The organism is Dolichospermum sp. LEGE 00246 (genome assembly GCF_015207865.1).
GTDB classification, from domain to species: domain Bacteria; phylum Cyanobacteriota; class Cyanobacteriia; order Cyanobacteriales; family Nostocaceae; genus Dolichospermum; species Dolichospermum heterosporum.
In genome coordinates this window covers 1-22,499 of the sequence record NZ_JADEWA010000014.1, presented here as the reverse complement: position 1 = coordinate 22,499, position 22,499 = coordinate 1, and the positions used below count along the sequence as shown (strand labels likewise).

The following is a 22,499-nucleotide window of genomic DNA, read 5'->3' as shown; positions in this document are numbered from 1 at the left end:
TGGTTGTGATTGCTTCCCTTCCCTCGCAATGACTGTAAATATTTTTGTCCAATTACTGATATACGTGTACAAAATTAATTGAACATTTTAAAATTCCTAAACCAATCAATTTTGTAGGTGTCCAACCCCCTGTGATTGCACGAAATACGGGGGTAGGCACGGGGGCGCTACCCCTACATTAAATCCAAATTTTTTATATAATTAATTTTGCTTACGTACTTATTTTAGACAAAATGAGATAGAAATATGGATACTTATACAGCAGGAGTCAGGAGTAAAACTGGCTTGCTGTTTGGCTTTGAATTTAGATCATTTAGTTAAAATAAACCGCGTTTACCATTCGGACGTACCGTTAACCAATTCATTTTAGCTACAGCCAATTGTTCATCAGTCACCTTAGCGCCAGTGAGATTAGCGCCGGACAAATTAGCTCCCCGCAGATTAGCTTGAGTTAGATAAGCTTGACTTAGGTTTGCACCTCTAAGGTCTGCACCTTCTAAATTAGCATTACTAAAATAAGCCTTGCTTAAATCCGCATCTTTGAAATTTGCTTGTTGTAAACTTGCCCTCCCAAAGTCAGTATTGTGAAGATTAGCTGCTTGAAAATTAGGTTTCTGAAATTGAGCAGCATGGAAATTACTTCCTGATAAGTTAGCACTAGATACACTCAACCGGATAAAATTATAGCCCGCAAAATCCCGTCTTCCTTTTTCATAAGCTGCTAGAAGACCTGGGGAATCTAATTTCCGCACAGAGAATGGATCATCAGCGTTATTCACACCTCTAGCGGCTGATTTAGATGCCAATTCTCTACCCTGATTGCGTCCCTGATTGCGTCCCTGTTTCCATTCTGTGTCTGCTGGTGCTGGTGTCTTATCTTTTCTGGCTCGAATAGATGCCGCTAATTTCGCAACATTATCATTGTTACCACGAGCATAACTAATAGAATCATTCCCAGCATTTGAGGAATGATTCTGAGTAGGCCCAGAGGGTTTAGAGAGTAAGCCTTGGGCTAAACTATCTAAATATGGCTCCATGTCTAAAGCTGTAAGTACGTCTTGTGCGGCTTGATAGCGATTGCGGACGGATACGTCCAACATTTTTCTCAAGACCTTAATAAAATGGTCACTGGCTTGTACCAGATGTTCCCACATCATTTCCCCTGTGGTGGGATTGTATTCTAAGTCTTTAGGAATTTTCCCAGTTAATAAATAAACACAAGTTACTCCTACTGCATAGATATCACTGGCATAAACTGGACGCATAGCCATTTGTTCGGGAGGTGCAAAACCAGCAGTACCGATTGCGTAGGCTGTTAAGGCTGATTGTTCGGATTCATTGGTTATGACTTGGCTAACTTTATTTTTGACAGCGCCAAAATCAATTAGTACGAATCTGGCATCTTGAGAACGACGAATTAAGTTAGCTGGCTTAATATCACGATGAATTACCTGTTGCTCGTGGATATATTGGAGCAGGGGCATGATTTCACTTAAAAATTGTCTGACTGCGGTTTCACTATAAACTCCATTTTTTGTCACTTCTTGTTGGAGAGTCAAACCGCTCACATATTCTTGCACTAAGTAAAATTGATTGTTATCTTCAAAATAGTCCAGTAGTCTGGGTATTTGGGGATGATTACCGATTTTACCGAGAGTTTCTGCTTCTCTGGAGAATAACTCCCGTGCCATTTTTAATATGTACGGAGTTGTACTTGCTGGACGTAATTGTTTAATTACACAAGGTGGTTTACCAGGTAGATTTTGCTCTACTGCTAAAAATGTTGCTCCAAAACCACCTTTACCGATGGGTTTAACTACGCAAAAGCGATCGCGCAACAGTAATTTCGAGCCACAAGCCTGACATATTAGACTAGATGCTGAATTTATAGGATGGGAACAGGTAGGATTTACGCAATAGCTCATGCAATGTAAACTCGCTGCGTAACAGCTTCAGGGGAATAATGATGCTCTTATTACATTATGGAGAGCAAATTCAAATTTACGCCAGGTTATTGAAGCGGGAATTTATTTTTTGATTCCCTAAAGCCCTGTGGACAATTCTATAGCAATCAGATTTGATTTATGAATTAATAGGCTTAGAGGTTGTTTGAAAAGTATTAGATGAAACCGATAATCCCTAGAAACCTAACCCCCCTTCCCTACCTCTCCCTAGCCCTCTCCTAAAAGGAGAGGGAAAAGGAAAAAACTTTTTTTAGTTGGAAGGGGGGTTTCAAAGCCTCTCCCCGCACCCCTCCCTAACCCTCTCCTAAGAGGAGAGGGAAAAGGAATAACAAAAGGAATAACATTTAATACTGGAGAGGTTTGGAAAGGGGTTAGTTTATACATTAAAAACTTTTAAAACCTCCTCTTAGGCAGGTAATAGGCAACAGGAAGCAAGGAATTTATTACCCATTACCCATTACCCATTACCCATTTACAGACTAGACAGCACCTCTTTAGCAGCAGCTAATGTCTGTTCAATATCTTCGGAAGTATGTGCTAAAGAAGTAAAACCAGCCTCAAATTGAGATGGGGCTAGATAAATACCATGCTCTAACATTCCGCGATGGAAACGACCAAATTTACCTGTATCCGCCTTTTTGGCATCTTCATAGTTATGTACAGGACCTGCGGTGAAGAATAGCCCAAACATGGCACTAATATGACCACCACAGGCAGCATGACCTGTATCTGAGCAGATTTTTAGCAATCCATCAGTTAACTGTTTAGTAATTTTTTCTAAATACTCATAAGTACCGGTTTTACCGAGGAGTTCCAGGGTTTTAATTCCCGCTGTCATGGCTAAAGGATTACCAGAAAGAGTCCCAGCTTGATAAACTGGTCCTGCGGGGGCAATCATAGACATAATCTCACGACGACCACCGTAAGCACCGACTGGTAAACCACCACCAATGACTTTACCCATTGTGGTTAAGTCGGGGATAACACCAAATTTGGCTTGTGCGCCACCGTAGGCAATGCGGAAGCCTGTCATCACTTCATCAAATACCAGTAATGCACCATGCTCTTGGGTAAGTTCCCGTAGTCCTTCCAGAAAACCAGCATCAGGGGTAATAAAGCCCGCGTTACCAACTACGGGTTCAAGAATCACACCGGCGATTTCCTGGGGGTTTTGTTCAAATAGAGCTTTTACGGCTTCCAAATCATTGAAAGGCGCGGTTAAGGTGCTGGCGGTGACGGATTTGGGTACTCCTGGTGAGTCGGGTAAACCCAGGGTAGCGACACCAGAACCGGCTTTAACCAGGAACATATCTGCGTGTCCGTGATAGCAGCCTTCAAATTTGATAACTTTTTCTCGATTTGTAAAGGCTCGCATTAGGCGTAATACCGCCATACAAGCTTCTGTTCCAGAGTTGACGAATCTGACCATTTCGACGCTAGGAACAGCATCAATGACCATTTCGGCTAAAACGTTTTCGAGGACGCAGGGAGCGCCAAAACTTGTGCCTTTATCTAGGGCTGTGTGTAGTGCGGATATTACTTCTGGATGAGCATGACCACAAATGGCTGGTCCCCAAGTGCCAACATAGTCAATGTATTTGTTGCCGTCTACGTCCCAAATATAAGCGCCATTGACATGATCAAATACGATGGGTTGTCCCCCGACGGATTTAAAAGCGCGAACAGGAGAACTGACTCCTCCGGGCATAAGGTTTTGAGCAGCAGCAAAGATTTCTTGTGATTTTGTGGTTTTAATTGAGGTATTGACCAAGGGTATCTCCTATGAGGTGGTGATTAAAATTGAGCTTCTATCTTAGAATAGGGTGAAAAGTTACTTGTGAATTTCTCTGGTATGGGATTAGCTGAAAATGGTATCTTGAGTCAAATAATTATTGTAAATTAACTGGTATGTCTTCTTCCCAACTGCTATCTTTCCAATCTGCTATCCCTGTGGATAAAATTCGCTACGATGACAAGGGTTTAGTGCCGGCAATTGTCCAAGATTATTTAGATGGTACGGTGCTGATGATGGCTTGGATGAATCAGGAATCGTTACAAAAGACTTTGGATACTGGGGAAACTTGGTTTTGGAGTCGTTCTCGACAGGAATTTTGGCATAAGGGCGCGACTTCTGGACATATTCAAAAGGTACAAACTATTCGTTATGACTGTGATAGTGATGCTCTTTTGATAGGGGTAGAGCAATTGGGTGATATTGCTTGTCATACGGGGGAACGCAGTTGTTTTCATCAAGTTGATGGCACGGTGACAGCACCACCTGGGGATAGTTTATCACAGTTGTTTGCAGTAATCTGCGATCGCCGCGATCGCCCCAATGAAGATTCTTATACCTGTAAGTTATTGGCTGGTGGTGATAATAAGATTTTGAAAAAGATTGGTGAGGAAAGCGCCGAGGTAGTTATGGCTTGTAAAGATGATGATGCTGATGCGATCGCTGGCGAAGTTGCTGATTTATTCTATCATACTCTTGTAGCTTTGGCTCATCATCAGGTTGATTTAAAAGCAGTTTATCGCAAGTTACAAGAAAGAAGGAAATAGGCTCATTTATTAATAACTGTCAGAATCAGGATAACCAGGATTACAGGATGTACAGGATGATAATTAAAATTGTAGGTTGGATAGAATGAAATCTGAAAATCCTGATTCAGACAAAAAATGAATTACAAAATTCACCAACAATCCACAAATCACAATCCTAAAAATCCTTTAATCCTGATTCAGACAAAATAGAAAACCTAAAAATAACCATTAATACAATCTTAGATGAATTTAGCGGTAGGGGCGAATGGCCATTCACCCTTACAATCGGAAGCGAAAAAAGTATTTGATGAGTTTATCACAGGATTACATCAAAATATTAATCCTAATGTAACTCAAGATGAAGCTATTGAAATGTTATCCCAACATTTAATTACTAAACCTGTTTTTGATGCTTTGTTTGAAGGTTACGAATTTACTAAATATAATCCTGTTTCTCACACGATGCAAAGAATGTTAGATGTGTTAGAAAGTCAATCTTTGCAGAGGGAAGTGAAGACTTTAGAAAAGTTTTATCACAGTGTGTGAGAACGTGCTAGTGGTATTGATAATGCGGAAGGAAAACAGCGGATAATTATTGAATTATATGATAAATTTTTCCGTGCGGCTTTTCCCAGGTTGGTAGAAAGATTGGGTATTGTTTATACTCCTGTGGAAGTGGTAGATTTTATTATTAAAAGTGCTGATTTTGCTTTAAAACAAGAGTTTGGTGTGGGTTTAACTGATGAAGGTGTTCATATTTTAGACCCCTTTACAGGTACAGGTACTTTTATGGTGCGGTTGTTGCGTGGCGTTAGCCATACTCCTGAATGGCCTGCGCCCATACCCCCTGATAGCGTGGCGTTAGCCATACTCCTGAACTTAGATATATACTAGGGGTTTAGCACTGCTTTACCCTTACATATCTCATCAATTACAGGATGGTTTAATGCTGATGTAGAGATTTTTCATGAAACGTCTCTACAACGTGGTTTGCCTAAAGGATACCAGAAGCTACACCAAGGTAGTTGTAAAGTTATTGAGTCCTAAAGTACCAGTTAAACCTGTCACCTCAATGATGGCAATAAGCACCTCTTTTTTCAACGTGGCTTTCACGCTCTATCCCCTATGAAACAAGCTGTTTAGTCATGAGGATATCCAGACAGTTAAAACTGTTCCCAGTTAAAAGTTAAGAGTTCCCTACCCTCGCAGACAACTTATTCAGCAAGCCCTAAATATAATTGTATTAACATTAGTTGTAGCTAATTTAAGCAACTCCGACCAACTCAAGGTATCTGATTTATGATCTGCTGTTTCACAATGAATAACTAAATTCCATTGCTGCTGTGGGTTTTTCTTAGTTTTATCTGCTAGAATTTCCGCATTGCGAATTGCTTGCAGCAGCGCTTACTTCTTTCCGCCATCTTTCTTATTGTGCATTTGTCGGCTTTTTTGTACCACCTGTCAAACAAACTATCCCTATCCCCAAAGTTGCTAAAGTCCAATTTTTCCAAATATTCAATAAAATCACATTCAAAATTACTAGGAAGGTTTACAAAATGGTGTTTACTAAGTTACAAGTAACACCATAGTTTGTTATTACGCAATCATTCAACATTACTCCAGAAAAATTTCGTTTGGAAACAACTGACAACTAAAAAATTTATGGTATTACAAGTAGAAAACAACACTTACGAAGCGAAAACCCAAGAAATCGCTAAACAGGTTCTAGCTGCTACCCAGGAAAATCGCTCATTTTTGGCTGCTTTACGGGATCAAATGCGTTGGGATGATAAATTGCTCGATTGGGCTATGAGTAATCCAGGTTTACGAGTACAATTATTTCGGTTCATAGATACCTTGCCCGCTTTACATAGTAAATCAGAAATTGCCTCCCATTTGCAAGAATATTTGGGAGATGATTCCGTAGAATTACCCGCAGCTTTGAAAGGAATCTTAAACTTTGCTAACCCTGATTCTATGCCCGCACAGGTAGCCGCGACAACAGTGGGAACTGCGGTAGAAACTTTAGCACATAAATATATTTCCGGGGAAAATATCAAGCAAGTCATCAAAACCGTTGAGAGACTGCGAAAAGACAAAATGGCTTTCACCATTGACCTCCTCGGTGAAGCGGTAATTACTGAATTAGAAGCGCAATCTTATTTAGAAAGATACCTAGAATTGATGCAGCATTTGGTGGAAGCATCCAAAAATTGGGGGAAAATTCCGGCTATTGATGAAGCTGACGGCGAAAATATCCCCAAAGTCCAGGTTTCTGTGAAATTAACGGCGTTTTATTCCCAATTTGATCCTTTGGATGCGGAAGGTAGTGAAGCCCGCGTTAGCAATCATATTCGGACTTTACTTCGTCGCGCTCAAGAATTAGGTGCAGCAGTCCATTTTGATATGGAACAATACGCCTATAAAGATATCACGTTCAATATTCTCAAAAAGCTATTACTAGAAGAGGAATTTCGTCAACGTACCGATATTGGGATGACAATACAAGCATATCTGCGGGATAGTGAACAAGACGCTAGAGATATTATTGCTTGGTTAAAACAACGGGGTTATCCTCTCACCATTCGTCTAGTTAAAGGTGCGTATTGGGATCAAGAAACCATCAAATCGGCTCAAAAACACTGGCCACAACCGGTTTATAATGATAAAGTCGCTACCGATGCCAATTTTGAGGCGATAACTCAGCTATTGCTAGAAAATCATCAGTATGTCTATTCTGCCATAGGTAGTCATAATGTGCGATCGCAATCTCGCGCCATAGCAATTGCGGAAAATCTCAATGTTCCCCGTCGTCGTTTTGAAATGCAAGTTCTGTACGGCATGGGTGATAAAATCGCTAAGGCTTTGGTAGATAAAGGTTATCGCGTGCGGGTTTATTGTCCCTACGGTGACTTGTTACCAGGAATGGCTTATTTGATTCGGCGGTTGTTGGAAAATACGGCGAATAGTTCGTTTTTACGGCAAAATCTGGAAAATCGTCCGGTTGAGGAGTTGTTAGCAGCCCCGATTATGTCTCACGCAGAGGCGCAGAGTCGCCAAGAGGAGGAAGGAGGTTTTTTTGGTGTTGCGGATACTGATTTTGCGGGGGAGGAGAGAAGGCGGAGGTCGAGTTTGGCTTTTGCAAATGTGCGTCAGCAGTTGGGAAAAACTTATTTACCTTTGCTAAATGGGGAATATGTGAATACTGCAACTTTTGTTGATTCTCTTAATCCTTCTAATTTTAGTCAGGTTGTTGGTAAGGTGGGTTTGCTGAGTGTTGAACAGGCTGAGGAAGCAATGAAGTTTGCTAAGGCTGCTTTTCCGGCTTGGAAGAAAACTCCGGTTAAGGAACGCGCGGATATTTTGCGGAAGGCTGGGGAGTTAATGGAGGAACGACGCGCTGAACTTTCGGCTTGGATAGTTTTGGAGGTGGGAAAACCTGTTAAGGAAGCTGACGCGGAGGTTTCGGAAGCTATTGATTTTTGTCTTTATTATGCTGCGGAAATGGAACGGTTGGATAAGGGTGTAATTTATGATGTGGTTGGGGAAACCAATCGTTATATTTACCAGCCGAAAGGTATCGCTATTGTGATTTCTCCCTGGAATTTTCCTTTGGCTATTGCTTGCGGTATGACTGTTGCGGCTTTGGTTTCAGGAAATTGTACTTTACTCAAACCGGCAGAAACTTCTTCTGTGATTACTGCAAAGTTGACGGAAATACTCATAGAAGCTGGAATCCCTAAAGGTGTTTTTCAATACGTTCCTGGTAAGGGTTCTCAAGTCGGTGCTTATTTGGTCAATCATCCTGATACTCATGTGATTGCTTTTACTGGTTCTCAGGAAGTAGGTTGTAGAATTTACGCAGAAGCCGCAATTCTCAAACCTGGTCAAAAGCATCTCAAAAAGGTAATTGCCGAAATGGGTGGCAAGAATGGCATTATTGTAGATGAAAGTGCTGATTTAGACCAGGCTGTTGTCGGCGTTGTCCAATCGGCTTTTGGTTATAGTGGACAAAAATGTTCTGCTTGTTCACGGGTGATTGTCCTTGAACCTATTTATGATGCTTTTGTGGAAAGGTTGGTAGAAGCAACTAAATCTTTGAATATTGGAGAAACGGAATTACCCAGTACCCAAGTTGGTCCGGTGATTGATGCTATTTCGCGCGATCGCATTTTGGATTATATTCAAAAAGGTAAACAAGAAGCAAAAGTCGCCTTAGAATTACCCGCACCCAGCCAAGGTTATTTTATCGGTCCGGTGATTTTTTCGGAAGTACCCGCAGATGGAGTTATCGCCCAGCAGGAAATATTTGGACCTGTCTTAGCAGTAATTCGGGTGAAAGATTTTCAAGAAGCAATAGATGTTGCTAACGGCACAAACTACGCTTTAACCGGTGGTCTTTATTCTCGCACACCTTCCCACATTGAACAAGCACAAGCGGAATTTGAAGTGGGGAATTTATACATTAACCGAAATATTACTGGAGCGATCGTTTCCCGTCAACCTTTCGGCGGTTTCAAACTTTCTGGAGTTGGTTCAAAAGCAGGAGGACCAGACTACCTCTTGCAATTCCTAGAACCGCGCCACATCACAGAAAACATCCAACGTCAAGGTTTTGCCCCAATTGAGGGTGCAGACTAACTTGATAACACACAAAGATCCCCGACTTCTTTGAGAAGTCGGGGATCTTTTTATCCTGTTAATCCTGGAAATCCTGATTCTGACAAATTATGATATTTTGATGTTAAAATATAAGATCAGGGTTTCTCTATATTTATGGGTAAAAAAGATGATATTAAACAAATTGATGCAATTGCGAGAGAATTTTGTATGTCACCGACATTAAGGAAAACTTTTGGTTTATTGCTGGAGGAAGAAAAAAGAAATGGTTATGGAGGAACTTTAAACGATAGAGGTGATTTTACTTATCCAGAACTTCGTCAGAAAGCTAAAGAATTTTTAGAGGATATTAATTATGACTCCTAAAACATCTCTTGCTAATTCAATACTAAATCTGAATCAAATTATTCAACCAATTATTGGCGAAACTTGCCATCAAATTACATTTAGTTATGGTGATGAATTACTGTTAGATTTTGGTGAAATGACTGCCTACGATCATCCTAAATTAGCACATTTACGTAAAGGAAGCTGGCAACTTAGCACTAGGGCAACACCTTGGTATTTAATGCTAGGAGATAATCTTTTCGGTCATTCATCTATGTTCGTAAATAATAAAGATGCTGCCAAATATGCTAAAACGTTTTTACAGTATTTGGAAAACAAAAAACTGACTAATTTTATTATTCCTGCTAATAGTCATGATATGAAACTCACTTTATCATTTGAGGGTGGTTACGAACTAATTTTAAAACCAGATTTAGAAGATGATTCTGGACTTGCTTATTGGGAATTAATGATGCCAAATGAGCAAATTTTAACCGTTGGTCCGGGAATGTTTTGGGAATGTAAATCAATTCATGAACCTTATTAGTCTGGATATTTAAGTAGGTTAGCATTGAAAATCTTCGTTATGGCAAGGCAAGAGGCACTCATGCAAGAGGCAAGAGTGAAGAGGGTTTGGGCGATTTTACTTTTCTTTACATAGATTGGTTTTATTGTGTTCACCTACTTAAATTCAGATACAATTTCCGTTTCAAATTATCATTACTAATTAACAATGTATAGCTGCGTGTCTTGCTTAAAACAAACACTTTTGTTTTCGTATTAGCGCAAAATCCAAATAGTAACATCCTTAAGATAGATACCATCTCTCTAAAAATATGCAAGAATGAAGGTAGAAATATCTGTTAAAAACAACGTTAACACCATTCTCTATTTTTGACTCCTGACTCCTATTCCCAGGGGGGTGAGACTATGATTGATACAAGTAACGATATAAGAATTATTTCTTTAGTTCCTAGTGCTACGGAAATTGTGGCCAAACTGGGCTTGTTTGATGCTATGGTAGGGCGATCGCATGAGTGTGACTATCCTCCCGAAATCGTCAATCTTCCAGTTTGTACCCAAGCCCGTTTGAATGGTGACGCTAATAGCCATTCTATTCACAAAGAAGCCGACAATCTATTACAATCTGCTTTGGGTATTTACAAAATCAAAGTGGATGTTTTAGAGAAACTGCACCCTACCCATATTATCACTCAAGATCAATGTGATGTCTGCGCCGTCAGTTTACCAGAGGTAGAAAAGGCAGTTGCCCAACTTACCCACAGTTCACCACAAATTATTTCTCTACAACCCAACACATTACAGGATATTTGGGGTGATATTGAACGGGTTAGCCACGCATTTGGCGTAGATTCAGTAGAAATACTGGAGAATCTAGAAGCCCGTGTTAGAATTTGCAAGCGTAGACTACAAGGACTTTCCACCGCCGAACTGCCTAAAGTCGTGTGCATTGAATGGACTGATCCTTTGATGGCTGCTGCAAATTGGGTTCCTGAATTAATTAACTTAGCAGGAGGAAGACCATTATTTAGCATCACTGGTAAACCTGCTGCTCATGTCAAATGGGAAACATTAGTAGATAGTAATCCAGATGTGATTATTTTCATGCCCTGTGGCTTTGATTTGCAACGAACTCAGCAAGAAGCAGAATTATTAACTCAACGTCCAGAATGGAAAAAACTCCACGCTGCTCAAACAGGAAGAGTATTTATTACCGACGGTAACGCTTACTTTAACCGTCCTGGTCCGCGATTAGTAGATTCTGTGGAAATTTTAGCAGAAATATTGCACCCAGATATTTTTGACTATGGTTATAAGGGTAGTGCTTGGCAAATTTTGTAATTATTGCCATCAGGGGTAAGTTAAACGGGCGGTTAGAAACCGCGCCTACACAAGCAAAACCTACATGGGTTTCAAATCCTTGATTTTTTCGTTAGTCCGCGCAGGCGGACTTTGTTTGTATAAGTAATTGGACAAAAATATTTACAGTCATTGCGAGCGAAGGGAAGCAATCACAACCCTTGGAATTGCTTCATTTCACTTCGTTCTATATGGCTAACGCCACGCTGTGCTAAGGCGATGACATTGTGTAATTAATTCTGTCTCACTACTTAGCAGTGTATCCCTGACGGGAGCCGGAGGCATCTTTCCATTCGCCAAGCATTAAGTTGACACTAACTTCTGCTGTATCTGTGTTTGACACCTATAGGAAAATATTCAGTATCACCAATGGGTTTTAATTCTACTACAGGAGTTTGATATTGTAGAGGGACATAATTCGCAAATTCACTATTTAAACGCAATAATTGGGCAAGAATAGCCGCAGTAATAGATAATCTTTTTTCCTCTTGATTTTCAATTCCTGGTGCTAATTCTACTACTACAGATAAAAAGCGATTTTTATCTGCATCTTCTTTTACCTGGATAACAAACTTACCCGTTACCCATTCTCTAATGATTGGTTGTTCTAGTCCGACTGTGACATTTTCTGGATAAATATTTGCGCCAAAATAGGAAACTGTAAAGTTAGAACGTCCAAAAACATAGACAAAAGGTAATTGATGAATTCCGCGATGATTTTCTAATTCTGTAATAGGATTAAAACCCCATTCTGCTAAGAATTCTAGCATTTCTGTGTAGGTAATTAAGCCACCTTGATCAAAAATGCTATATCTAATTAAAGGCACACCATTATTCCCAGAAAATAATAAATTTCCATCTTCTACTTCAAAAAAACGACTGCAAGGATCATATTGAACTAAAGTAGGTAATCGGGATTCTCCAAATAATGCTTTAGCTGCGGCAGGTGTGGCTGCTAAAAACCGCCGAATACAAATACTTAAAGGGGTTTCATTCCCTAAAACTCCCGCGTCTGCTGTTCCATACATGGAAGCAAAATCATCATAGAGATTTTCCGAACCTATTCTTTCTCCGACTAAATTGCGCCATTCTTCACTGAATACTTCCCCTGCCATGACTAATTTAATGTGATATTGTCCCCACTGCATTCCATTGGCAATACCCGTATCAATCACATCTTTGAGAAATGGTGGATATCCTAATAAGACAACTTGCTCAAAAATACTACCTAATTCTTGGACAATTCGCAAAATTTCTGTTTTATTATTCCCTGGGGTAATAACGGTAATTGGATAACCTTTAGCGGCTAAATGACGACAGCAATTAGTGGTAAACATTCCACCCACCCAAGTTCCCAAGGTAAAACAAATTACTGCTAAACTGGGTTTAGTATCAGCGTGAAAACTATCGTGAAAAATTTGTTCAAAGCGGGTGGCTATTTGTAGTTCGTCGGTGATGAAACGTGGCCAAAATGTAGGTTTACCCGTTGAGCCAGAGGAAGCGGCTATCATATCACAGCTTCCTACTTTTCCATTATTACACAATTGGGGCAAAGAATAACGGGAAATATAATTTTCTTTATTAATTTTTGGTAAGTTTTGGAAATCTGCTAATGTTTGAATATTTTGAGGATTTATGCCTCGTTCTGCTAAAAATGCCTGATAAGCGGGTACACTAGCAGCTACATCTTGAAATAATCTCAAAGCTATTTCTTGGCTATCAATATTCAGGTGCTGTTTTAGTTTGTCTGTTAAGGGAGTTGAGATAAAATCTTCTAATCCTAAGATTGCCCTTGGTGTTGATATTTTTGGTTTCATAAAGCTGGTTGTTCTTTCTCAAAATTCTATCTATAAATGCAACTTTTTAGTAACCTATGGGATTTACCTACTGTACAAACTTACCATCATGTCAAGGCGTTGCTGAATTAGGGTATGAAATTGAAAAATCAATCATTTCAACCTCTTACTCTCTGCGACTGGAGCGCCTCTGCGTGAAACAAAATCATACTCTTAATCAGCAACGTCCATATCAACAAACGAAATTGCGTCGTTTTCGGCTTTGGGAATAACTGATTGAGTAGGGTGCGTCAGATAGAGGAAATCTGTTTTTTAAGTAATTGGACAAAAATATTTACAGTCATTGCGAGGGAAGGGAAGCAATCACAACCCTTGCGATTGCTTCATTTCACTTCGTTCCATATGGCTAACGCCACGCAACGCTAACGCAATGACATTGTGTAATTAATTCTGTCTCGCTACTTACCAAATTATCGGGTCTGACGCACCCTACAAGAGATAAAATAAAAATTTTGGCTGTCAGATACTACGGGAACGTAAATTACCTCGTTGCTTTTGTAGCCATTGATAACTCTCCATTTATCTTCCCGGATCATGCAAATATATTGCAGTCAACAACACATAAATAATGGCGGTCATCGTTTTTGTACTCAATGCGGTGAAGCATTACCTTTGACGGTGGGACAAGTTATTGATAATCGTTATGAAATTGCGCGGATATTGGGACAAGGTGGTTTTGGCCGCAGTTATTTAGCGATTGATCGGCAAAAATCTCGAAAAACTTGCGTTTTAAAGGAATTTGCCCCCAATGTTGTTAAACCCCAGGAGTTACAAAAGGCTAAGGAACTGTTTGAACGGGAAGCAAGTGTCCTCAAAAAAATCCAACATCCCCAAATTCCCCGGTTTCATGCTTCTTTTTCCGCCAAAATTGGGACTAAGGATTTTTTCTTTTTGGTGCAAGATTATATTGAGGGTGATAATTATGACCAATTATTTGAACAGCGTCGGGGTCAAGGACAGTCTTTTAGTGAGGAGGAGGTAATTAATTTACTACATAATGTTCTGCCTGTGCTAACTTATATTCATTCTTTAGATATAGTTCACCGCGATATTTCCCCGGATAATTTGATTTTGCGCCAAAGTGATAATTTGCCCGTATTGATTGATTTTGGAGGGGTTAAACAGTTACCAGCTTCTCAGGGTTTTTGGCGGACACAATTGGCTGTAAATGCGACTTTGTTAGGTAAGAAGGGATACGCACCAGAGGAACAGTTACTTCAGGGAAAAGTTTATAAGAACAGTGACTTTTATGCGTTAGCGGTGACGGCTTTGGTATTAATGACGGGGAAAGAACCACATTTACTTTATGATAGCTTTAATGGGGTTTGGCTTTGGGGTAAGGAAATTAAGGTTAGTCCCAAATTAGAGACTGTCTTAAAAAAGATGTTGGCATATAAGCCAAGCGATCGCTATCAAAAAGCCGAACAAGTTATTAAAGATTTACCTTTACCATCTACCTCATCTACACCACAGATTATGCAAACTTCTAACAATAATCCCAATCCCTATATTACTAAGTTGAAAACACAGGTGGTAGCACCAGGAATAAAGCAGGTTCGCAGTATTCATGGTGGTGTCCACAATCAGACAAGTTTGTTTGTTCAGAAAATACCCATGCCAAAATGGTTGCGTCCTTTTATGGTCAGCTTTATTATGACTACGGTAATGTTGTCAACAGGTGCGGGTATGTTTGCTTTAGGAAATTTTGCAGTTAAGGGAATAACCTCAATTAAAGTTCCGCAAGTTGAACTTCCCAAAATCCCATCTAAGAATAATCCTGAGGATGAAAAAAATCAAACTAATCGCACTATTCAACAGGTGTTTATTCGTCTACAACAGTTAGAAATTTCTCCGGCATTTTTTACTAACACCGTTAATGAAGTTTTTTATGCCGAAAAACCAGAATTAAACAACCGCAAGTTAACTCAAAACCCCGAAGACGCACCTTTAAGATCACGATGGAATGCGATCGCTAATAAGTTATTAAATAATCTAGAACAGGCTAATTTAAGTGAACCTGCTAGAAAGAAAATAGGTAGTTATAGTCAACAGGATTCCCAACGCTGGGAACAGTTAGCCAAAGCGGGAAAATTAGGTAATTATAAATCTTTTCAGGATTTACGCGCAGATACATATCAGACCTTTGACCCGTTGTTTCCTGGTCAGGAACGCGGGAAACTAAATCAAAAAACTTTTCTGCAAATCTGGTATGCGATCGCATCTGATAAAGTAGAAAATAAGTAATGGGTAATGGGTAATGGGTAATGGGTAATGGGTAATGGGTAATTTGTCAGAACTGACAACTGACAACTGACAACTGACAACTGACAACTGACAACTGACTAATGACAACTGACCAATGACAACTGACAACTGACTAATGACCAATGACCAATGACTAATATATACTGTTCTCAAGGGCATAAAAATCCGTCGGGTAGTAGGTTTTGTCTCCAATGTGGAGACAGAATTGGCAGCGTACCGACATCTAGAAATCAAGGTATTCAAGCGGGACAAACTTTAGGCGATCGCTATGTTATTATTCGGCAAATTGGTCAAGGAGGATTTGGCAAAACCTACTTAGCAGAAGACCTTAACCGCTTTCGAGAAGCTTGTGTTTTAAAAGAATTTTCTCCCCAGGTACAAACTCCCTACATTGTCCAAAAAGCCGAAGAACTTTTTCAGCGAGAAGCAAGTGTACTTTACAAATTACAACATCCTCAAATTCCCCGATTTCGGGAACTATTACGCATCAACTTCCAAGGGAAAGAAAGTCTTTTTCTAGTCCAAGATTATATAGATGGTGAAACTTATAATTCCTTATTAAATAGTCGGCAAAAACAGGGTTTAAAATTTAGAGAAATAGAAATCCGCCAATTATTACAGCAAATTTTACCAGTATTAGAATATATTCACGCCCTGGGGGTTATTCATCGTGATATTTCTCCTGATAATTTAATGCTTCGGAGTAGTGATAAATTACCAGTATTAATTGATTTTGGAGGTGTTAAACAAGTAGCCGCCACCGTCGCCTCTCAATATTACCAAACAGGGGGAATAGCATCTCCCACAAATGGCACTTTGTTAGGAAAAATAGGATTTGCACCCCCAGAACAAATGCAAACTGGTATGGTGTCTACCCATAGTGACTTATATGCTTTAGCCGTCACAACGTTAGTTTTACTGACAGGTAAACAACCCCAAGAATTAATTGATACTTATAATTTTAGTTGGCAATGGCGACGGGAAATCAGCCTCAGTTCCGCACTTGGACAAATCATAGACAAAATGTTATCACCAATTGCCAGCGATCGCTATCAAACAGCCCGTCAACTTCTCCAAGTCCTCAACCCTCAATCTGTTAGCTATCCCCAAACTCAACCCCCCACATCTGCTACAGTTGCTATTTCTCCCCCGAAAATCCCCGTTCCTGAACCAGTGATGATTCCCACTCCTCCCCAACCAGGTATTTGGACAGGAAAAAATGTTTTGATTCTCGTTTTTTTCCTGACTATTGGGAGTTATTTATATTGGCAAAAACTTAAAACCCCTACCAACAATTTACAGGGAAATAACCCGATAATTTTACCCAGTCCCCATTCCACCGAAACAGCAAAAACAGAAGTAACTTTTTCACCGGAAGAAAGACAACGCAAACAAAAATTGAGCGATCGCCGTGAAGAATTAGATATAAATTATAAATTTTATGTTAAGCTAGTAAACCAACTTTTCCGCGAAAAATACCCCAATTTAAAGGGGCGTATTCTGAGTGATAATCCAGAAGATGAAAATTTACGAGCCGAATGGGATCAAACCGCCGCCGAAGTCCTAGAAAAGCTAACAGAAATCACTTCTGACTCCCGCCGTCAACTGGGAAATTATACTGGGGATGAACGCGCAATCTGGAAAGCCCAAGTTAATCAAATCAACGTTGGTAGTCGGTCTTTATATGATTTAGGTGATGCCGCTTTTTTCAGTGAATTTCCCGAACAAAAGAGTAAAAGTTTTATTAACCAACCCATTGGACAAGTTTGGTACGCATTTGTCAATGATCAACTTAACACCATTCTTGACAAAAGCATCTTGGAAACAATAGTCTTTCCTGAAGGCACTACAGGTAAAACAGTGAGTGGAACTCTCCAACCAGGAAAAGGTAAAGTTTTTATTGTTGGACTAGCCAAAGATCAAAATATGGAAGTGAAACTAGAAGCAAATTCCAAAGTTTTACTCTCAATTTATTCCCCCTCTGGGAAAACCCCATTACTACAAGACTCTCAAACACGGACGATATCTGCAACATTACCAGAAAAAGGATTTTATGAATTTGTTGTTGTTTCCACAGCCTCAGAATCCGTAGATTATCAACTCACCCTAACCGCAGAAAACCCCCCAGAACCCGAACCAACAGAAGAACCAACAGAAGAACCAACTCCCACAGAAACACCCACACCTGAAAGTAATTAGGACTTAAGGATAGAGTGGCGTAAGCCATAAAAATTACAGCCGTTTCCAATTATATGACGTATATCATAACCCCCTCATCGCTTGCGGGGAGGGGGTTGGGGGTGGGGTTCTTGTACCTCATAACATGGGGAAGTGCTGTATCTGTGAGGTCTAAGAGTATGGCTTACCAAGAAAGAGTGAAGCTATTTATCCTCATCAAACCCAGACTTTATATGTGCGGTGGGGTGATTAGTTGATGCCTTTATTATTGCTTCTAACTGCTTTGAGTCGGCTTTTAGGATTTCCTCTTTACTGTATTTTCTCCCCCCAATAGAAAGTGGTCTGAAAATAGAAGTATTTACTTGCGGACTAACACTATCGTTTAAACTATCATCTATTTTTTTGCGAAGAGATGATAAAAACATTATATCATTTCCTAGATCAGAAACTTCATCTTCATATTCATCCAAGTCTTCAATTTGATTGATTCTTTCTTGGTATTTTACCATCAAATTATCAACAGCTTCGATCATGAACTTGATATCTTTAAATGATAAATCCATAGCTAATTCCTTCCAATGATGACTGTAACTATTATTAATTAACTTTAGAGAAATACGTACCTATCTGTTGTAATTCTTTTTTATAATCCTCCAATGGCATATCTTGAATGGGTTTCCACAGCCAGTGATTATCATAGTCATTAACTAATTCTAGCTGTTCTGGTATTTTTGTTCCTGCTTGTAATTGCCACCAATTTTTACCATAACCTGGATTAGCAAATGTTGATATTCCCCCTGTTGATTCCCCATCTGCTAAAGTAGTCATAACCCATACTCCCCCATCCTGATCATAGCAAGCAATATCTTTATCAGGGCGAACATTATCCATTCTGGGGGAATTGGCATTTCCTTGTCTATAAAGAATAATTGGTGTGTTGTTCATTAAGTAGGATTTCAGTCTTTAATTTGTGTATTATACTCAAAACGGCTTGATTGTTTGATTCTAAACGTAGGGGTAAAGCAAGAGCTTCATTGGTGTCAACTTAACGTAAAACCCATAGCCCGCCTGGGAATGAATTCCCAGTTTAAGGGACTTCCAAATAAAAAAATACTCAACCACCTAACGCAAAAATCTCTCAAACCCTTATTCCTCTGTGTCCTCTGCGCCTCTGTGGTTCGTTAATCAGGATAATTTATTTCTTGGAAGTCCCTAATAGTATTAACGTAAAACCCATAGCCCGCCTGGGAATGAATTCCCAGTCTAATAGCAGAAGTTGTCTTTTGATGACTAAATAACCCAGAAATTTTTGAGTAAACTTTAGTTTACTTTCGCTATTAGCCCGGAAATTCATTTCTGGGTGGGTGTGGAAGCCAACAAATAAGCCATCTGTAGCCTAAGTTGAAACCAATGAAGCTCTTGCTAAACCCCTACACATCTGGGTTCTTTGTCATTTGGCAAAAGTTTAAATCTCACCCGTGTTTAGTATAAATAGCATAATCCTTGACAAGAAACCATTGCTAGACATACTATATACCTATTCTGCTTATATACAGGCTTGTTTCTTCCTTGCGCCTTTGCTTCTTAGCATCTTTGCGCGAAACAAAACATAATTACCAAGTTGGATCACTAAAAAGATGCACCGTCAACTTCTCCTTTCCCGGTGGAACTGCGGTAATACAAGCCCGAATAACTTCCCCATCATCTAACTCTACAGTACAAGCGTGACAAGTCCCCATCAGACAACCCGTAGGAATTGACACCCCAGCCCGTTCCGCTACATCTAACAACGGTTCTCCTACTTCAGCATTGACAGTAATATCATCTGGTAAAAAATTAATTTGCATAGTTATAACAGGTTTTTATTGCTTAAATAACAGCTAAAAAAGAGTAATTAAGAATTATTTTTCTAATCATCTTCACACAAACTGCGGTAACTTTGCTCTTTATAGCCATCTTTTCTAGTCATATTTGGATTATACAGTAAATAATCTTTTAAAATATGGCAATTGCGTTTCAATAAACTTTCTAATTTAATATCTGACAACTTGCGTAAAATTACATTATCTTTATCACTACCAGCAGCCAATATTTGACCATCTGGACTAAAACTAACACTACTCAACTTTTCAGAATCACCTTGTAATATCATCAATAAAACACCTTCTCGGTTCCACAACCTGAGTTTATTATCACTGCTTACTGCTAGAGTTTGACTATCTGGACTAAACTTAACACCAATAAAAGCATCACCATACCCCATCAGAGTTTTTTGTAAAATACCGTTCTCACCCCAAATTTTCACCGTACTATCAAGGCTAACTGAAGCTAATAATTTACCATCAGGCGACCAGGCTACACCATTTACCCTGCGAGTATGACCAGTTAAATTTTTGATAACTTCCCCATTCCTTGCCCATATTTTTACTGATTTATCATCACTAGCAGAAGCTAAAAATTTACCATTAGGACTAAAACTCACCCAATTAACAGCATCAGTATGACCATTTAAAGTTTTGAGTAAAGTCCCATCTCGACCCCATAATCTAATTGTTTGATCCTTACTAGCAGAGGCGATGATTTTACTATCAGGCGACCACGCCACAGCTAAAACAGTATCATTATGACCATTTAAAGTTTTGAGTAAAGTCCCATCTCGACTCCATAATTTAATTGTTTGATCCTTACTAGCAGAGGCGATAATTTTACCATCAGGCGACCACGCTACACCCCAAACTTGATCATCGTGACCCGTGAATATTTTTAGTAATTTACCATTTTGATTCCAGATTTTTATTGTTTTATCCAGACAACCACCAACAATAGCATTACTATCAGGACTAAAACTAATACTTGTCACCCAATCATCATTAGTTTGGGGATGATGCAAGGTCAGACTATCCCAACGCCATAAAATAATAGTTTTATCCCTACCAGCAGATGCTAGAGTTAGTCCGTCAGGGCTAAAACTGACACTATTTACCCAACTATTATGTCCTCGCAGAGTTCCGAGTAAATTACCATCAAGACTCCAAATTTTAATTGTTTCATCCATACTCGCAGATGCCAGAGTATGTCCATCCTTACTAAAATCAACACTAATAACACCGCTGCTGTGTCCAGAAAAAGTTTTGAGTAATTGACCTTCTCGACTCCATAATTTAATTTTTTTATCCATACTAGCAGAAGCAAGAATTTCACTATTAGGAGACCAATCTATAGCGACAACAGCATCTTTATACCCCGACAAAGTTTTGAGTAACCGACCTTCTCGACTCCACAATTTTATTGTTTTATCAGCACTACTAGAAGCCAGGATTTTACCATCACCAGACCAAGCTACAGCTAAAACAGCATCTTTATGACCTACTAAAGTTTTGAGTAGCTTACCTTCTTGACTCCAAAGTTTGATAGTCTGATCTGTACTAGCAGATGCGATAATTTTTTCATAAGGATGAAAACTCACACTATTCACTACAGATGTATGATCGAGTAAGGTTTTTAGGAGTTTACCTGTTCGATTCCACAGTTTAATTGTTTTGTCTTGACTAGCAGAAGCTAATATTTGACTATCAGGGGACCAAGATAGACTATTTACCACATCATCATGTCCTGATAAAGTCCTCACTAAAATTCCATGAGGACTCCAAAGATTAATTGTGGTATCTGCACTAGCTGAAGCTATTAAAGATTTATCAGTACTAAAGGCCACCATTCTCACCCCCGATAAATGACCTTCTAGGCGGTTACGTTCTTTGACTCCGTAAACCGCTTGATATAGTGCAGTTAATACCCTTTCTTGAGTAGAAGTATTTCTCCATAGAGTCTTTTTTAATTTTCTTCCTGCTTTTAAACTTTCTTTAAGAGCATCAATACCTTTTTCAGAAGCAAATAAAGCCTCACTGGACGCACTTAGAGTTTTCATTTCACTATCTGTGGACGTAATCACAGAAGTAGTTAAGCCAAATATAGCAATAATAGAAGCTGTTAAGGCTACTTTTAGGGCGATATTTAATCTAATTGCACTTAAACGTTGTTTTTCCTGGCTATCGGCTAATTTTGTAATCAACTCTTTTTCTTTTAATTCTGTTCGCAGATGTTGAATTTCTGTTTGACTTTCTTCTTCTCGCTTGCGTAATTCTCGTAATTCTGACAGTAAATTATCTCCTTGGTGATTGTGGATATGTTCTAAATTAAAATCGGTTTGATTTTTTCTTAATTCATTTTTCAGACGTTCAATTTCTTGATAACTATTTCTAACTTTATCCCGTAATGTATTAATTTGTATTTGTAATCCAGATTCTTGGCGTTGTAAATGACGGATTAAGCTAACTAAATAATCATGAATTAATTGATAGCGTTCAGGAACATTAGGAAATATCACAACTAACCCAGAGCGAATTAAAATATCTAAAATTAACTCTAATTTACTAGGGTCTTCCAACTCTGAAAGTTCTAATGTTAATTCTGCACGGGTTTTAAAGGGTCTTTTGTTATTATCATCGGTTAATAAGTATAAAACTAGAAGAGCAGCTCGTTCGTTTTCTTTCCCACATTCTTTAATTAATTCTTGAATATATGTTTGAATTAACTTATTGGGACGATAGGGTTCATACTGTGCAAGCGTAGTAATATATTTATCTTGTAATTGTGCGCCTACCAATTGCAATTCTATCGGACGAACTTCACCCATTTCTGAAGACAAATCCGCAACTAAAGCATCAATCAAATCTGGTTCTAATTTGAGTTGGGAGTAATAATGTGAACGTTCAGTTAATTTTTGAATGATTTTTCTGGTATTTTCAGGAGAAAAATTATTCAGTTGATAACGAATATTTTTATCAAGAATATTATTGTTAATCACATC

At 39.1% G+C, this 22,499-nt stretch carries 15 protein-coding genes and 1 pseudogene; 9 read left to right on the top strand and 7 right to left on the bottom strand.

Annotation, left to right across the window (positions count from 1 at the left end; genetic code table 11):
• Nucleotides 1-317: 317 nt before the first annotated feature.
• Both IQ228_RS01965 and hemL read right to left on the bottom strand, forming a co-directional pair.
• Complete coding sequence (locus IQ228_RS01965) at nt 318-1,925, bottom strand: serine/threonine-protein kinase (protein WP_027404663.1); 1,608 nt, start codon at nt 1,923-1,925, stop codon at nt 318-320.
• Nucleotides 1,926-2,436: 511 nt separating this feature from the next.
• The gene (gene hemL, locus IQ228_RS01960; RefSeq protein WP_027404662.1) at nt 2,437-3,735 is read right to left on the bottom strand and encodes a glutamate-1-semialdehyde 2,1-aminomutase; all 1,299 of its coding nucleotides are present in this window, start codon (nt 3,733-3,735) and stop codon (nt 2,437-2,439) included.
• Nucleotides 3,736-3,872: 137 nt separating this feature from the next.
• Between hemL and hisIE the strand changes: the two genes are divergently transcribed.
• From hisIE to IQ228_RS01930, 7 genes are all read left to right on the top strand, one after another.
• Nucleotides 3,873-4,523: a bifunctional phosphoribosyl-AMP cyclohydrolase/phosphoribosyl-ATP diphosphatase HisIE gene (gene hisIE / locus IQ228_RS01955; protein WP_027404661.1), complete on the top strand. Its 651-nt coding sequence runs from the start codon at nt 3,873-3,875 to the stop codon at nt 4,521-4,523.
• A gap of 225 nt (nt 4,524-4,748) precedes the next feature.
• Nucleotides 4,749-5,051, top strand: coding sequence for a hypothetical protein (locus IQ228_RS26345; RefSeq protein ID WP_027404660.1), 303 nt, complete (start codon nt 4,749-4,751; stop codon nt 5,049-5,051).
• Between the two features lie 102 nt (nt 5,052-5,153).
• The gene (locus IQ228_RS26340; RefSeq protein ID WP_228043635.1) at nt 5,154-5,399 is read left to right on the top strand and encodes a hypothetical protein; all 246 of its coding nucleotides are present in this window, start codon (nt 5,154-5,156) and stop codon (nt 5,397-5,399) included.
• A gap of 768 nt (nt 5,400-6,167) precedes the next feature.
• Complete coding sequence (gene pruA / locus IQ228_RS01945) at nt 6,168-9,146, top strand: L-glutamate gamma-semialdehyde dehydrogenase (protein ID WP_193962052.1); 2,979 nt, start codon at nt 6,168-6,170, stop codon at nt 9,144-9,146.
• Between the two features lie 135 nt (nt 9,147-9,281).
• Nucleotides 9,282-9,491, top strand: coding sequence for a hypothetical protein (locus IQ228_RS01940; protein WP_027404657.1), 210 nt, complete (start codon nt 9,282-9,284; stop codon nt 9,489-9,491).
• Nucleotides 9,481-9,999, top strand: coding sequence for a hypothetical protein (locus IQ228_RS01935; protein ID WP_027404656.1), 519 nt, complete (start codon nt 9,481-9,483; stop codon nt 9,997-9,999). The genes IQ228_RS01940 and IQ228_RS01935 overlap by 11 nt, the downstream gene beginning before the upstream one ends.
• A gap of 383 nt (nt 10,000-10,382) precedes the next feature.
• On the top strand, nt 10,383-11,315 hold the full coding sequence (locus tag IQ228_RS01930; RefSeq protein ID WP_027404655.1) for a cobalamin-binding protein: 933 nt from the start codon (nt 10,383-10,385) through the stop codon (nt 11,313-11,315).
• Between the two features lie 332 nt (nt 11,316-11,647).
• On the opposite strand, the gene IQ228_RS01925 is transcribed toward IQ228_RS01930, so the two are convergent.
• Nucleotides 11,648-13,150: a phenylacetate--CoA ligase family protein gene (locus tag IQ228_RS01925; protein ID WP_193962051.1), complete on the bottom strand. Its 1,503-nt coding sequence runs from the start codon at nt 13,148-13,150 to the stop codon at nt 11,648-11,650.
• 573 nt (nt 13,151-13,723) lie between these two features.
• Between IQ228_RS01925 and IQ228_RS01920 the strand changes: the two genes are divergently transcribed.
• Entirely contained in the window at nt 13,724-15,433 is a 1,710-nt protein-coding gene (locus IQ228_RS01920) for a serine/threonine-protein kinase (RefSeq protein ID WP_193962050.1), read from the top strand.
• Between the two features lie 150 nt (nt 15,434-15,583).
• On the top strand, nt 15,584-17,653 hold the full coding sequence (locus IQ228_RS01915; RefSeq protein ID WP_193962049.1) for a serine/threonine-protein kinase: 2,070 nt from the start codon (nt 15,584-15,586) through the stop codon (nt 17,651-17,653).
• A gap of 182 nt (nt 17,654-17,835) precedes the next feature.
• Here the strand turns inward: IQ228_RS01915 and IQ228_RS01910 are convergent, their stop codons facing one another.
• The 4 genes and pseudogenes from IQ228_RS01910 to IQ228_RS01895 all read right to left on the bottom strand — a co-directional run.
• The gene (locus IQ228_RS01910) at nt 17,836-18,195 is read right to left on the bottom strand and encodes a hypothetical protein (protein WP_035083338.1); all 360 of its coding nucleotides are present in this window, start codon (nt 18,193-18,195) and stop codon (nt 17,836-17,838) included.
• Between the two features lie 34 nt (nt 18,196-18,229).
• The gene (locus tag IQ228_RS01905; RefSeq protein WP_193962048.1) at nt 18,230-18,577 is read right to left on the bottom strand and encodes a hypothetical protein; all 348 of its coding nucleotides are present in this window, start codon (nt 18,575-18,577) and stop codon (nt 18,230-18,232) included.
• A gap of 668 nt (nt 18,578-19,245) precedes the next feature.
• A complete protein-coding gene (locus tag IQ228_RS01900) occupies nt 19,246-19,479 on the bottom strand; it encodes a 2Fe-2S iron-sulfur cluster binding domain-containing protein (protein ID WP_096668521.1) in 234 nt (77 codons plus the stop codon).
• Nucleotides 19,480-19,541: 62 nt separating this feature from the next.
• Nucleotides 19,542-22,499 (bottom strand): annotated as a pseudogene (locus tag IQ228_RS01895) (hypothetical protein); the annotation flags it as partial.

Bases quoted from the DNA above. Each gene is read 5' to 3' on its own strand.
- IQ228_RS01965 (WP_027404663.1), bottom strand. From the start codon at position 1,925: ATGAGCTATTGCGTAAATCCTACCTGTTCCCATCCTATAAATTCAGCA.
- IQ228_RS01930 (WP_027404655.1), top strand. From the start codon at position 10,383: ATGATTGATACAAGTAACGATATAAGAATTATTTCTTTAGTTCCTAGT.
- pruA (WP_193962052.1), top strand. From the start codon at position 6,168: ATGGTATTACAAGTAGAAAACAACACTTACGAAGCGAAAACCCAAGAA.
- IQ228_RS01940 (WP_027404657.1), top strand. From the start codon at position 9,282: ATGGGTAAAAAAGATGATATTAAACAAATTGATGCAATTGCGAGAGAA.
- IQ228_RS01935 (WP_027404656.1), top strand. From the start codon at position 9,481: ATGACTCCTAAAACATCTCTTGCTAATTCAATACTAAATCTGAATCAA.
- IQ228_RS01915 (WP_193962049.1), top strand. From the start codon at position 15,584: ATGACTAATATATACTGTTCTCAAGGGCATAAAAATCCGTCGGGTAGT.
- IQ228_RS01905 (WP_193962048.1), bottom strand. From the start codon at position 18,577: ATGAACAACACACCAATTATTCTTTATAGACAAGGAAATGCCAATTCC.
- hisIE (WP_027404661.1), top strand. From the start codon at position 3,873: ATGTCTTCTTCCCAACTGCTATCTTTCCAATCTGCTATCCCTGTGGAT.
- IQ228_RS01920 (WP_193962050.1), top strand. From the start codon at position 13,724: ATGCAAATATATTGCAGTCAACAACACATAAATAATGGCGGTCATCGT.
- IQ228_RS01900 (WP_096668521.1), bottom strand. From the start codon at position 19,479: ATGCAAATTAATTTTTTACCAGATGATATTACTGTCAATGCTGAAGTA.
- IQ228_RS26345 (WP_027404660.1), top strand. From the start codon at position 4,749: ATGAATTTAGCGGTAGGGGCGAATGGCCATTCACCCTTACAATCGGAA.
- IQ228_RS01910 (WP_035083338.1), bottom strand. From the start codon at position 18,195: ATGGATTTATCATTTAAAGATATCAAGTTCATGATCGAAGCTGTTGAT.
- IQ228_RS01925 (WP_193962051.1), bottom strand. From the start codon at position 13,150: ATGAAACCAAAAATATCAACACCAAGGGCAATCTTAGGATTAGAAGAT.